Genomic DNA, 13,178 nt, shown 5'->3' on the forward strand with positions numbered 1-13,178 from the left:
TCGCGGTCGAGACGGGGTGCCGTCAAGGACTTTCATAAATTACTGCTTAAACTCATCGCGATGGCGGCGGCTCCGGGCGGGGCCTGGCGAGGAGCGGTAGCATCGACGGATGTCGAACGCCGGACCGCCCGAGATCCTCCGCCTCACGGCCTTCGCCGCCGAGGCCGGCGGCGGCAATCCCGCGGGGGTCGTGCTCGACGCCTCGACGCTCACCGAGGCCGAGATGCAGGCGATCGCCACCGAGGTCGCGTACCCGGAGACCGCCTTCGTCGTCGAGCCCTGGGTCGACGGTGACGACCGGCACGTGCGGATGCGCTACTTCTCCCCCGGTGCCGAGGTGCCGTTCTGCGGTCACGCGACCATCGCGACCGCGGTCGCCCTCGCGGAACGGCGTGGCGTCGGGCGGTTCACCCTGGAGACGAACGTCGGGCCGCTCGTCGTCGAGACGGCCTCCGACGCAGACGCCGCCACGACCGACATAACCGGCGGCACCGGCACGATCACCGCGTCGTTCACGAGCGTCGAGCCCTCCGTCGACGGGCTCGACGAGGAGGTCGGCGATCGCCTGTTGTCCCTGCTCGGGCTCGAGCGTTCAGACCTCGACGAGCGGTGGCCGCTGCGTGAGTCGTTCGCCGGCAACCGGCACCCGGTCGTCGCCGTCCGCGACCAGGACGCCTTCGACGCCTTCAGCTTCGATCCGGCCGCGCTGCGCCGACTGATGGACGAGCAGGGCTGGGCCGGAACGGTGACCGTGGTGCACTGCCACGATCTCGACGACGCCGGGCGCCTGCTCGTCGAAGCCCGCAACCTCTTCCCCGTCGGAGACATCACCGAGGACCCGGCGACCGGCTCCGCCGCGGCCTCACTCGGCGGTTATCTGCGCGCACTCGGCCTGGTCACCCCGCCTGCGCAGGTCGTCATCCGGCAGGGCCATCACGTCGGCGCACCCAGTCTGCTGACGGTCGACGTCCCCACCACCGGCGGCATCACCGTGACGGGGGCGGCGCAGGCGATCGCAGCTCATTGAGTCGCGGGCCCTCGACCGATGAGCCGTGGGACCGATGAACCGTGGCTCGGACTCGCGCTAGCATCGAGCCAGTCGCGACCGGGCGGCCTCCGGAGGGGATGGACATGTTCACAGGTGGCGGATCGAAGCGGGGGCGCACCGCGGGCCTCGGCGTCATCGGTGCAGCAGTGCTCGCGATCGCCCTCGCGGGATGCGCCTCCGGGGCCGAAAGCGGCGCCGACCCCTCGACCACTGCGTCCGGCGAGTCCGGCGACGCGGTCGGTGTCGTCGGTGTCTGGGGAGACGCGGACGCACAGAACACCCCGTCGCTGGTGTTCGCTGAGGACGGCACGGTGACGGGGACCGACGGGTGCAATCGACTCATGGGCTCGTGGACGGCCGACGGCGACACGGTCGAGTTCGCGCCGCTGGTGTCCACGCGGATGGCCTGCGAGGGAGTCGACACCTGGTTGTCGGGCGGAGCATCCGGCACCTGGACAGACACGGAACTCGTCGTCCTCGACGGGAGCGGCACGGAGATCGGTACGCTCGAGCGCTCGGAGTGAACCGGCCTTCCGGGCTTGCCGGGTGTTCGCCGGTGGGTGCGAGAGGATCATCGGGTGGATGAGGTCGAATCGTTGCGGGACGCGGGGCTGCGGGCTGCCGTGCGGGCGCATCTGCGCGGGTTGCCGCACGGCGCGGGCTCGGAGGGCTTGAGCGAGATCGTCGTCGATGAGGTGACGGTGCTGGATGGCATCGAGCGCTTCCACGGACTCCGACGACTCGGGCTGGAAGGCACGGATGTCGTCGATCTCCGTCCGCTCGCAGGCCTTCGAGACCTGGAGGAGCTGTGGCTGAGCGAGACGCGCGTGGCCGATCTCCGCCCGCTGTCGGGGCTGCAGTCACTCACGGTGCTCGAGCTCGGCGATACGCCGGTCGTCGACATCGAGCCACTCCGACCGCTCCGCCGCCTGCAGAAGCTGTGGTTGAACGGGTCGAACGTCACCGATCTCGACCCGATCCGTGCCCTCACGGGCCTGGTCACCGTCGGGGTGGCCGGCGCCCCGATCGAGGACTACCGGCCACTGGAGGCACTGGCGGAGCTGCAGACCCTGGTGGTCTCACGGTCGGCATCCGCGCGCCTCGGGGCACTGTCGCACCGTGGTGACCTGGACATCCATCTCCTCGACGAGTAACTCTCCCCTTCGGGAGACGCACGTTCCCGAGCGAGTGGTGCCGCGGCGAGGACGACCGCGGTCCAGAACATCGCGATGCGGAGACGACGGGGAGGCGCGGATTCCCCGGGTCGGTTCACGGGCGCTTGGGCCGGGCGGCGCCCAGAGCGGGCGGGATCATCGCGTGAACGTGATGACGGGGTGCCCTCGGCGGGAGTCCAGCGTCACCTCGGCCGCCACGCCGTAGACGTCCGCGATGAGCGCTGCGGTCAGCACCTCGCTCGGTGCCCCGGCAGCGACCACCTGACCGGCCCGCAGCACGACGACAGTGTCGCAGTACATCGAGGCGAGGTTGAGGTCGTGGATGGCGATGACGGTGGTGACCGGGAGCGCGCAGACGAGATCCAGCAGCTCCAGCTGGTGTCGGATGTCGAGGTGGTTGGTCGGTTCGTCGAGGAGGAGCTCGCGCGGCTCCTGGGCGAGCGCCCGCGCGATCTGTGCCCGCTGGCGTTCGCCTCCGGAGAGGGTGTGCCAGAGGCGGCCGGCCTGATCGGCCAATCCGACGTGGGCGAGCGCGCGGTCGACGGCGGTCTCGTCGACTGCGGTGTCACCGCCGAGTCCCGAGCGGTGCGGGATGCGTCCGAGTCGCACGATGTCGCGCACCGTGATGTCGACGTCGGTGTCGGCGTGCTGCGTCACCGACGCGACCGAACGCGCGATCCGCCGTCGACCGACCGACGCCAGGTCGACACCGTCGAGCGTCACGAGTCCGGCGGTCGGCTTCACGAGTCCGTGGAGCATCCGCAGGAGCGAGGACTTGCCCGACCCGTTCGGTCCGAGGAGCCCGACGGTCTGTCCCGGTTCAGGGTGCAGCGTCACGCCGTCGACGACGAGCACACCGCCGCGGTTCCAGGAGACGTTCTCTGCATGAAGGGTCATCCGCGCCTCCGTCTCCGGGCCAGCAGGGCGATGAAGACCGGTACCCCGACGAGCGCGGTCCCGACGCCGACCGGCAGCGGCGTCGGTGAGAACGCGACGCGCGAGCCGGCATCCACCCAGACCATGAAGATCGCACCGATGATCGCCGTGGCCGGGATGAGTCGCCCGTGACGGGGCCCGACGAGCAGGCGGGCGGCGTGGGGCAGCACGAGTCCGACGAAGCCGATCGCCCCCGCGACGCTCACCAGCGTCGCCGTGATGAGCGCCGTCGCGATGAGCAGGATCGCCCGTGTCCTCGCGACGTGGATGCCGAGCGACGCCGCGACGTCCTCGCCGAAGGCGAACGCGTCGAGCGCATGGGCGTACCGGAGGCACAGGGTCGAACCGGCGACGACGACGATCGCGCAGAGCGCCACGTCGTCCCAGCGCACACCCTCGAGTGAGCCGAGCAGCCAGAACATCACGCCGCGCGTCTCGTCCGAGTCGGCGAACGCGAAGATGATCAGCGAGGTCAGTGCGGAGAAGAGTTGCGTGCTGGCGACGCCCGCCAGCACGACCCGGTCGGTCCCGCCGCCGGAGAGACGGGAGAGCAGGAGCACGAGTCCGAAGGCGACGAGCGCGCCGATGAACGCGCCACCGGAGAGCCCGATCGACGCACCGCCGAGTCCGAGGATCCCGATCGCGACCGCGCCGGTCGACGCACCGGAGGAGATGCCGAGGATGAAGGGGTCGGCCAGCGGATTGCGGAGGAGTGACTGCATGATGACGCCGCAGAGCCCGAGCCCAGCACCGCAGGCTGCCGCGACGAAGGCTCGTGGCAGGCGCTCCTCCCACACGATCGCGTCCTTCGACAGCTTCACCGGGATGTCGGTGACACCGAGGTGGTTCGCGACGATGTCCCGCACGTTCACGAGCAGGATGTCCGCTGGGCCGAGCGTGATCGCCACGCCGACCGAGACGAGGAGGAGGACCACGCCGGCGAGGACGAGCAGGCCGGTGATCGTCGCGCGGCGTGCGCGTGAGGCGGGTCGCCGTGCCGTGTCGCCGTTCGTCACCGGTTCGGTGCTCGTCACCGTCTCCGGGTTCAGAGCTCGTCCTCGTGCTCGACCCACCACGCCTTGATCTTCTCGAGGCCGTCGACGAAGCGGATGGACGGGTTCAGTTCGGCGCCGTGGAGAGCGATGTACCGCTGGTTGCGGACCGCGTCCATGGTCTTCGTCAGTGGGTCGGACTCCAGGAACGCGACCTTGTCGTCGAGGCGGTCGCCGGGGAACCGGTCGCGCTGCAGGTCGCCGAGGACGAGGACCTGCGGGTCGCGGTCGACGAGGTCTTCCCAGGTGGTGGCCGGCCAGTCGTCCTCGAGCTCCCCGAAGACGTTGTCGAGCCCGGTGGTCGAGGCGAGCAGCGCGGCGGATCCGAGCCCACCACCGACGTACGGGGTCTTCGTGTCCGCGAACCAGAATGCGACCGTCCTGCCGTCGAAGTCGACACCCTCGGTCGCCTTCGCGGCACGGGTCTGCAGGTCGGCGACGAGCGCGGCAGCACGGTCGGAGACGTCGAAGACCTCTCCCATCTCGGTGATCTCCTGGTAGAGCGCGTCGATGGTGAGCGGCGTCGTACGCGTCCCGCCGCCGTTGATGCTCGTCCCGTTGTCGCAGTCGGTGGGCGAGAGGTAGCTGGCGACACCGGTCTCGGCGAACCGCTCGCGTGGTGCGACGCCGCCCTCGTTGTAGTGACGGCCGAACGAGGCGGTGACGAAGTCCGGGTCGGCTCCGAGGACGACCTCGTAGGTGGGCGCGTTGTCGGCCAGGCGCGGGACGTCGGCGTTGGCATCCGCGAGTGAGTCGAGGACGGGGTCCGTCCAGGAGGCGGTGCCGACGATGCGGTCCTCGAGCCCGAGGGACAGCAGGATCTCGGTCGAGTTCTGGTCGAGGGAGACGACCCGCTGTGGTGCGGCGTCGATCGTGACCTCGGTGCCGCAGTTGTCCAGCGTGAATGGGTAGTCCGTCACGCCCTGCCCGGCGGCGGCGATCGATGCGGGCTCGACCGCTTCGGACGCGCCGCAGGCGGACAGTCCGACGGCGAGTGCCGCGGCGAGGACGAGGCTGATGGCGGCGCGCTGGTGCACGTCGTCTCCTTCATTCGAGGGGGTGGTGGGACCTAGGAAGGATAGCCTTACCTGACTGGGCTGCGCGAATCGTCGACCGGTCACCGCCGGTCGACTCATCGGACGGCCGCGCTCACCGAGCGACGATCGACAACCGGAAACCAGGGTCTGCTGTCAGCCGGTCTGCGGCAGTCGGCATGCGAGTGCATCGAGCAGGTCGACGTCGTAGCGGCCGTCGGGCTGCAGCGCTGGCACGAGATCCGCCACCCCCGTAGGCGGTAGCCCCCAGACCACGCTCCCGGGACGGAGGTGATCCAACGTGCGATACCACTCCTCGAGGGGCCCGCGTAGCCGGACATGCAGCTCGAAGGTGCGCCGGGGCCGTGTCGCGTCGCTGTTCTTCTGGCGCCGCAGGACTCCTTCCTCAGGAAGGGTCAGGAAGACGGCGTCAGCGAATCCGATCTGCCGCCGCCGCATCGCTTCACGGACAGCACCCAATTCAGCGAGGAAGCGCGTAGCGGAAGCTTCGCCGATGCGAGCCAGGCACCATGAGTAGTGCAGCTTGAGGGGATCGCTGTCACACAGAGCCACTCCGGCTCGGCGCTCGAGAGCGATCGCTTGCGACCAGCGATCCCCGTTCACTCCGGTCCAGTACCTCGCTTGGGCCCCCGGGTCGCGTCCATCAGGTTCGTTGCCCGTAGGCACGTACTCAGCGACGAACTCCGTCGCTGCCGCTCGACACCAGGTCGTCTTGCCGGCAGCACTCGGACCCTCAACCGCAACGATCACTCCACGATGTTATGCGGCAGTCGAGGGCTATCTACCGAGTGGAGGTTCCGACGACTCCCACGCTCGCTGGAGCGCGGCGATCGTGGCATCGAACGCCTCCGGTGAAAGGTACATCGGGCCGTCTGCGATGTTCACATTCCTGAGGGGATCGTCGTGCGCGTGCTGAGGGAGCAGGTGACAGTGCAGGTGGGGCATCCGGTGGCCCATGACGAGATAGTCGATCTTCTTCGGTCAGGAGACCTCATCGATGACTCGTGCCGCACGTCGCACATCTGCCCAAAACCTCGCGAGTTGGTCTGGAGGGAGTTCCGACATGTCGACGACATGTTCTCGAAGGATCACGAGGCTGTATCCGGCGTGATGTTGATTTCGAGCGAGCCGTACGTGACTCGTGCCGGTTGTCGCGATGAGGGCACTGTGCTCGTTCGTCGGCAAGTGTGCGTCCGCACACATGCCGCATCGCTCGGCCGCCGTCAGCGCATCCCATTCGCCATCCGACCACCACATGGCTTCCACGGTAAACGACCGATTGCAGCCGTCGCTGGAGACCGGGCAGTCTTGACCGATGGAAGATGAGCCGGCGGTCCGCTGGAACCACAACATCCACTACCACCGGCACATCCTCGACGTCGTGCCGGACGGAGCACGCATCGCGCTCGACGTCGGTACCGGAGACGGACTCCTGGCGATGGAGCTGCGTGAGCTCGTGCCTCAGGTGACCGGGATCGATCCTGACGCTCAGGTACTCGAATCAGCTCGTCGCCAGCAGTCGGACGTCACCTGGGTCGAGGGTGATGTCATGACCTATCCGCTCACGCCCGCTTCGTTCGACGTGGTGGCTTCCGTCGCGACGATCCACCACCTGCCCGACCTCGATAGAACACTGACTCGGCTCGCCGAACTCACCGCCCCGGGTGGCACCGTCGCTGTCATCGGTCTGGCCCGATCATCCCAACTGCTCGACCATGCTTACGACATTGCGGGACTCATTCAGCATCGACGTCTCGCTCGACGGTTCGGCGTCTGGGAACACTCCGCGCCGACGGCGCCACCGCTGCACACGTACGCCGACGTGCGAAGGAGCGCCGCCCGAGTGCTGCCGCGAGCGAACTGGCGACGGTTGCCCCTGTGGAGGTATGCGCTCGTGTGGACGAAGCCGACCCGTTAGCGATAACCGGCTACCGCTCATTCTTCGTCGGTCCCGGTGAGAGAGCCTTCAGCGGGCGCGCTATCAAGAAGGCTCGGCGCCAGTACAGTCCGCCGAACGCATCAACGCGGACGGCTCCTCCAGATACGCTCGCCGCATGACCCAGGCACGTTGGCAGAAGCTCACTGAATGGCCCCTCGCGATCGCTGCAGTCGTCTTCCTCGCGGCGTACTCGTACGAGGTGATCGCCGAACCCGGCGGAAGCGTCGCCGAGGTCGTCATCGCGGCGACGTGGGTTGTCTTCGTGGCCGACTACGTCGTCAACCTCGTGCTCGCGAGGCCGCGATGGCGATGGTTCTACACCCACCTTCTCGACCTCGCGATCGTCGTCCTCCCGATGCTCCGGCCGTTGCGCCTGCTCCGGCTCGTCACGCTCCTGGCGATCCTGAACCGGACCGCCGGCGCCGCCTTCCGAGGACGGGTCATCATCTATGCCGCCGGCGCATCCACGCTCCTGGTGTACGTCGCAGGTCTTGCGGTCCTTGATGCTGAACGCGGCGGCGACGGCTCGATCCAGACACTTGGCCAAGCCCTCTGGTGGGCATTCGTCACCATCACCACCGTCGGCTACGGCGACTACTTCCCCGTGACGTACACCGGACAGCTCGTTGCCGTCGGAGTCATGATCGGCGGGATCGCCCTTATCGGTGTCGTCACTGCCACCCTTGCCTCATGGATCGTCGAACGCGTCGAGCAAAGGGAGGCCGTATCCGAAGCGATCACCACTGCGCACATCGAAGCACTCACGACCGAGATCGCGTCGCTTCGGCAGCTCATGGAAGGGAAAGTGGGCGAGACATTTCCGGACGGCGCATCATCGAAGTAATTGCAGACCCAGTACGTTCCTTCTGAGAGCGCGAAGTATGACTAACCCAGAGCAACTTGAAGAGTGGCGCCGCCAAGCGCGCGACCCAGACCCCAGCGTCCACTGGAACCTGACATCTCGCGAGCCCCCCAGAAGAGATCTTCGCCATGCTCGCCGCGGACGATGACTTCATGGTTGCGTCGGGTGCTCGACGAGTTGTCCGTACGTAAAGGTCTCCACGAGATCGCTGCTACGAACCCGAACGCTCGGCCCGAACTCAACGACCGAGCCCCCATCGGCTCGTTCAGTCGAAACTCGATCGACCGCTACCTCGAGCAACGCAACGCCTCGCTCGCTGGGCGACCTGAACAAAGCTGGAGGGACGCCGCGGAGATTCCACGACGCCCCTCTGAGAAGCTCAGTTACGGCAGAGACAACATTTCCAGTCCGGTGATATCTACCGCATCCCGCCACCATTGCCCAGAGAACCAGCTTCACAGCCGGCAAACGAGCCATTTGCGAATGTCACCTTGACAGTCGTCGTGAAATTGTTCGAGCAGGAAGCGAGCCCGTTCCCGACGAAGAAATCAGAGACAGACTTGACGCCGAAGAGTCCGGAGGCCGTCTTCGCAGGGATCCCCGGAATCCATGAAGTGATGAGCCCCACGACTCCCGTGTAGCCGCTGCTCGCCCCGTACTCATCGGAGAGGATTCGAGCCGAGCATGCGTTGAGCGTGACAGCATCGTACGCGGCATCAGGAGTCGCCCAGATGTCGTGTCGGGCGCCAGGATCACAGTCTTCTGCCGAGGCAGATGAAGCCACGGCGACGGGTGCAGCTACGCCAAGAGCGGCAACGAGCGCGAATCCCGCGAGCTCGCCTTTCAGAGTTGTGAACACAACATTCTCCTTTGAGTGTGAACTATTCTGACCGCTGGGACTTTTTCGTCGACCGGTACCTAAAGATCAGCTGTAGCACCAATCCCAGCAGCACCCCTATCGGAAGCCCCGGAAGCCAGCTAGAGACGAGAAGGAACGATATCCCCACGCAGACAATCACAGAAGCCGAAACAATCAAGATGTCTCGCAAAATTTGCTTCTTCTGCCAACCCATATCAGTCCATCCCGATTTTCGTCATTACTACAAAATTCATCTGCGGGGACACTTTACGCTTAGTCCCCAAGTCGCATTCTCGCAACCGCTCAACCTCCTCGATCATTCAACACCGGCCCCAAAGATCGGCGACCTGGCGCGGAAGATAGCAATATCCTGAGAGTTTGCCAATAAAGGCAATATTATGCTTTTGGATGAACCTGCAGTGATGTCCTGCTCGTTCCACAGGACAGCAAGTGGTCAGCCATGGAGCCTGGCCAGTCGTTGGAGAGCACTCAACACGAACCAACATCGGCGCTCCCTAGGCTCAGACCGGTCCGCGACCCGTCACCGCACTCTATCGGCGACGTCGACGCGTGCCGCGTCACGATGTGTCGACCGGTGTCCGTGTGCGGCCAACGCACCTTGTGGAGCAAGACGATCGGTGTCGCCACCGATAGAGCGCGGCGCCCGAGCACGTCCCGACGACCACCCTTGCGACGAGATCAGCCGGGCATCAGCACGACGAGACAGTCCCCCGCGTGCCCGATGGCCCCCAGGGCTTCCGGCGCTTCGAGCCCGCAGGCAGCGCAGTCTGCCCAGGTCGGCCCACCCACGTCCGCTCTTCGCACCACGAGCTCCAGCAAGGAACACGTGTAACGACACGTCCGCTGGGTAGCGACAGCCATCCGGTCCCTTCGCGTCCAACATCGCATGCCGTGTAGGGCTCAAAAACACACGTAGAAGAAGAGCCAATAATATATATCATTTCGTTTGCACTCGGATTAGCGCGGGTCGACGAGTCCCGCGCGGATGCCCCAGAGCACGGCCTGCAGGCGGTCGCGCGCTCCCGTCTTCTGCAAAAGACCGGCGAGGTGGTACTTCACCGTGGTGGGTTCGACGAAGAGGCGGTCGGCTATCTCCGCGTTGGAGAGTCCCTGCGCGAGGAGGTCGAGGACCTCGAACTCGCGGTCGGTGAGCGGCGACTCCGCCGGTGCCATCGCGGCCGCGGGCGTCTCCCGTCGGCGGTCCGAGAACTCGCGCAGGATGCGACGGGTGAGGCGTTGGTCGAGCGTCCCCTCCCCTGCCGCGACGGATCGGATCGCGGCGAGCAGCGTCGCCTCGTCTGCGCCCTTCAACAGGAAACCTGCTGCGCCGGCCTCGAGGGCGGCGAACACATCCGCGTCGACGTCGAAGGTCGTGAGGACGAGGACGTCGGCGTCGAGCTCAGGGTCCGCCGTGATCGTGCGGGTCGCCGCGATCCCGTCCGTGCCCGGCATCCGGATGTCCATGCAGATCAGGTCGGGCCGCAGCTCCTTCGCCAAGCGCACCGCGTCGGCACCGTCGATCGCCTCACCGACGACCTCGATGTCGGGTTCGGCGCCGAGGATCACCGAGAGGCCGGCGCGGACGACCGCCTGGTCGTCGGCGATGAGGAGGCGGATCATGAATCACTCCGATGCTGGTCGGGACGGTGCTCGTCGGGGCGGTGCTCGTCAGGACGGTGCTGGTCGGGACGGTGCTCGTCAGGGATGGTCAGGCGGTTGCGCCACCCGCCCTCGTCCGTCGGTGCCGAGGTCAATCGCGCGCCGATGAGCTCTGCGCGCTCGCGCATGCCCCAGAGGCCATAGCCGTCTCGCGACGGTGAAGCAGGCCGCTGCGACGACGCGGCGTTCGTCACGGTGAGCTCGATCGCGTCCACCTCGAACCGCACCGCGACGCGGCAGACGGCTCCGGGCGCATGGCGAGCGGCGTTCGCCAGCGACTCCTGGACGGTCCGGTACGCGGCCGTCTCCGCGAGCGGACCCAGCACACGAGGCTCACCGGTCACGGTGTACGCGACGTGCTGCCCACGCGACCGCGCCGCCTCGACGAGTTCCGAGATCGCCGAAATGGTCGGGGTTGTCGCCGGACCGAGCGTCGATCCGTCTCCGCCGCACTGGACGTCCGCATCATCGCTGCGCAGCAGGCCGACCGTCCGCCGCAGATCCACGAGCGTCGTCCGTGCGTCCGACTGCACCGTCTGGAGCATCTCCCGAGCGCGTTCCGGGTCGCGCTCTACCAGCGCGCTGGCCGCCTGCGCGCTGACGATGATCCCCGACAGGTGGTGTCCGGCGATGTCATGCAGCTCCCGCGCGAGGGCGGTGCGCTCGGCGCGGAGGCCGTTCTGCACACTGATCCGTCGCTCGTTCTCAGCCATGCGCGCCTGGTCCTCGATCGCCGACAGCAGGCGCTCGCGCCCCCGTGCGTACTCGGCGACACCGGCCGGGAGCACGTACTGCAGCACGATGCGCGCGACGGCCGCGAACACGAGGATGAGCGGCTCCTCGGACGACCCGAAGGCCATCGCGATGCCGCCGACGACCGTCGTGGCCGCCGCGCCCGTCACCAGTGCGGCCACCACCGTTCGACGGTCCTCGCGACGAGCGAGCGCGTAGGTGGCGAGGATCACCCCGAACGAGCCGAGACCGAGCTCACCGCCGGTGCTGCCGAGGATCACGAGGTCGAGCGCGACCACGACCCCGAACACGACGACCGGGTACCGGCTCCGCAGCAGCAGCGCGACGGCTTGGAGCACGACCAGGGCCACATGCACCCACGGCGGGATCCGACCCGGCACGGCGTGCAGCTCGTCGACCCACGGGACGACCCCGAGGTACCCGACCGCACCGGCGAGGACCAGGACCGGCGGGAGCGCCGAGCGCAGACGGGCCGCGAGCGGGGCGGGCCGTGCGGGAGAGGTCATGGGTCGAGTCAACCACGCCGAGCGCCGACCCCGGTGGGGGCCGGCGCTCGGCGTCCGGTGAGCAGCGGTCATCGCTCGCAGAGGGTGGCGTCGAGGGCGTCGACGACGATCCGGTACTGCTCCATCAACCGCTCGTTGTCGTCGGGCGAGACGACCGCCCACGGCAGCGAGGTGACGGCGATGGTGACGGCCGTGCCGTCAGGACCGACCGCGTTGCGCGTCTGGGTTCCGGGGATGTCGCCGCCATGGCCCCAGGCCACACCACCGCAGCTCAACGGGTAGCTCTGCAGGCCGAGCCCGTACGTCGCCTCCGGCCAGAGCTCGTCACCCGCAGGAACGGTGGTCTGCATCTCGGCGAGGGCCTCCTCGTTCAGGAGTTCACCGTCGAGCAGGGCCTGCATGAAGACGTTGAGCTCGTGCGGTGTGGACACCATGGCCCCGGCGGACCAGGCGAAGGAGGAGTCGAGGGCCGTGATGTCGAGGAGGTCGCCGACGGTCTTCGCGTGGTACCCGTGCGGGTGCTCGCCGCGCAGCTCGCGTTCGCCCGGCGCCGGGAAGTAGGTGTGCTCGAGGTCGAGCGTTTTGACGATGCGCTCGTCGATCTGCTGGGGCAGTGCACGATCGGTGACGGCCTCGACGAGCAGTCCCAGCACGAGGTAGTTCGTGTTGCTGTACTCCCAGCGCTCCCCCGGCGCGAACACGGCCGGCTTGGCGAGGGCGATGTCGAGCATGTCGCGGGGCGAGGTGTAGCGCTCCTGTGCCGCGAACGCGTCGGCGGCGATCTGGTCGGCGTACTCGGGGAGCCCCGCCGTGTGCTGCAGCAGCTGACGGACCGAGATGCGGGTGCCGTCGATGCCGTCGCCGGTGATGAGTCCGGGGAGGTAGGTGTCGATCGGGGCGTCGAGCGCGACCTTCCCCTCCTGGACGAGCTGCAGGACGACGGTCGAGACGAACATCTTCGTGTTGCTCGCGATCCGCACCTCGCCGTCGATCGGGGCCGACTCGTCGGTCGCGAGGTCGCCGATACCGGCCGCGACGTCGATCGCCTCACCGTCCGGTCCGATCACCGAGGCGAGCGCCGCGGGGTAGCCGGCGTCGACGAGCGACTGCATCCGGTCCTGCAATGGGCCCGATTCGGAGCCGGTGCCGGCGGTCTGCTCCGTGGCGCTGGAGCAGGCGCTGAGGGAGACGGTTCCGGCGAGCAGCGCGGCGGCGGCCGAGACGGCGATGAGCGTGCGGTGACGGGTCTGGTGCTGCGTCTTGGTCTGGGTCTTGGTGTGCGTCTGGGTCTGGTCGTTCATGTGGGTGATTCC

At 67.6% G+C, this 13,178-nt stretch carries 12 protein-coding genes; 5 read left to right on the top strand and 7 right to left on the bottom strand.

What is annotated here, in order from left to right:
- Positions 1–109 precede the first annotated feature (109 nt).
- From AC4PMY_RS07950 to AC4PMY_RS07960, 3 genes are all read left to right on the top strand, one after another.
- Positions 110–1,027, top strand: a complete 918-nt coding sequence (locus AC4PMY_RS07950; RefSeq protein ID WP_491622385.1) for a PhzF family phenazine biosynthesis protein — start codon at positions 110–112, stop codon at positions 1,025–1,027.
- 104 nt (positions 1,028–1,131) lie between these two features.
- On the top strand, positions 1,132–1,572 hold the full coding sequence (locus tag AC4PMY_RS07955) for an META domain-containing protein (protein WP_491622386.1): 441 nt from the start codon (positions 1,132–1,134) through the stop codon (positions 1,570–1,572).
- 54 nt (positions 1,573–1,626) lie between these two features.
- Positions 1,627–2,202 carry a leucine-rich repeat domain-containing protein gene (locus AC4PMY_RS07960; RefSeq protein ID WP_491622387.1) on the top strand — a complete coding sequence of 192 codons (576 nt, stop codon included), beginning with the start codon at positions 1,627–1,629 and terminating at the stop codon, positions 2,200–2,202.
- A 156-nt stretch (positions 2,203–2,358) separates the two neighbouring features.
- On the opposite strand, the gene AC4PMY_RS07965 is transcribed toward AC4PMY_RS07960, so the two are convergent.
- Genes AC4PMY_RS07965 through AC4PMY_RS07975 form a run of 3 tightly spaced genes read right to left on the bottom strand, consistent with a single transcriptional unit; the run spans position 2,359 to position 5,248 of the window.
- Complete coding sequence (locus AC4PMY_RS07965; protein WP_491622388.1) at positions 2,359–3,120, bottom strand: ABC transporter ATP-binding protein; 762 nt, start codon at positions 3,118–3,120, stop codon at positions 2,359–2,361.
- On the bottom strand, positions 3,117–4,193 hold the full coding sequence (locus AC4PMY_RS07970) for a FecCD family ABC transporter permease (RefSeq protein WP_491622389.1): 1,077 nt from the start codon (positions 4,191–4,193) through the stop codon (positions 3,117–3,119). Before AC4PMY_RS07970 ends, AC4PMY_RS07965 begins: the two co-directional genes overlap by 4 nt.
- 11 nt (positions 4,194–4,204) lie before the next feature.
- Positions 4,205–5,248 (bottom strand): ABC transporter substrate-binding protein, encoded by a 1,044-nt coding sequence (locus tag AC4PMY_RS07975; RefSeq protein WP_491622390.1) that lies wholly within the window; start codon positions 5,246–5,248, stop codon positions 4,205–4,207.
- A gap of 1,333 nt (positions 5,249–6,581) precedes the next feature.
- Here AC4PMY_RS07975 and AC4PMY_RS07980 point away from each other — a divergent pair.
- Entirely contained in the window at positions 6,582–7,184 is a 603-nt protein-coding gene (locus tag AC4PMY_RS07980; RefSeq protein ID WP_491622391.1) for a class I SAM-dependent methyltransferase, read from the top strand.
- A 220-nt stretch (positions 7,185–7,404) separates the two neighbouring features.
- Positions 7,405–8,049 (top strand): potassium channel family protein, encoded by a 645-nt coding sequence (locus AC4PMY_RS07985; RefSeq protein WP_491622392.1) that lies wholly within the window; start codon positions 7,405–7,407, stop codon positions 8,047–8,049.
- Positions 8,050–8,485: 436 nt separating this feature from the next.
- Here AC4PMY_RS07985 and AC4PMY_RS07990 read toward each other — a convergent pair whose 3' ends face one another.
- The 4 genes from AC4PMY_RS07990 to AC4PMY_RS08005 form a co-directional block, all read right to left on the bottom strand.
- Positions 8,486–8,926, bottom strand: a complete 441-nt coding sequence (locus tag AC4PMY_RS07990) for a hypothetical protein (protein WP_491622393.1) — start codon at positions 8,924–8,926, stop codon at positions 8,486–8,488.
- Between the two features lie 978 nt (positions 8,927–9,904).
- Positions 9,905–10,567 (bottom strand): response regulator, encoded by a 663-nt coding sequence (locus tag AC4PMY_RS07995; RefSeq protein ID WP_491622394.1) that lies wholly within the window; start codon positions 10,565–10,567, stop codon positions 9,905–9,907.
- Positions 10,564–11,865 carry a sensor histidine kinase gene (locus tag AC4PMY_RS08000; RefSeq protein WP_491622395.1) on the bottom strand — a complete coding sequence of 434 codons (1,302 nt, stop codon included), beginning with the start codon at positions 11,863–11,865 and terminating at the stop codon, positions 10,564–10,566. Before AC4PMY_RS08000 ends, AC4PMY_RS07995 begins: the two co-directional genes overlap by 4 nt.
- Positions 11,866–11,933: 68 nt before the next feature.
- Positions 11,934–13,166, bottom strand: a complete 1,233-nt coding sequence (locus AC4PMY_RS08005) for a serine hydrolase domain-containing protein (RefSeq protein ID WP_491622396.1) — start codon at positions 13,164–13,166, stop codon at positions 11,934–11,936.
- Between the last annotated feature and the right edge of the window lie 12 nt (positions 13,167–13,178).

The sequence above is a fragment of the Plantibacter sp. MDV22-iso1 genome (genome assembly GCF_058408345.1).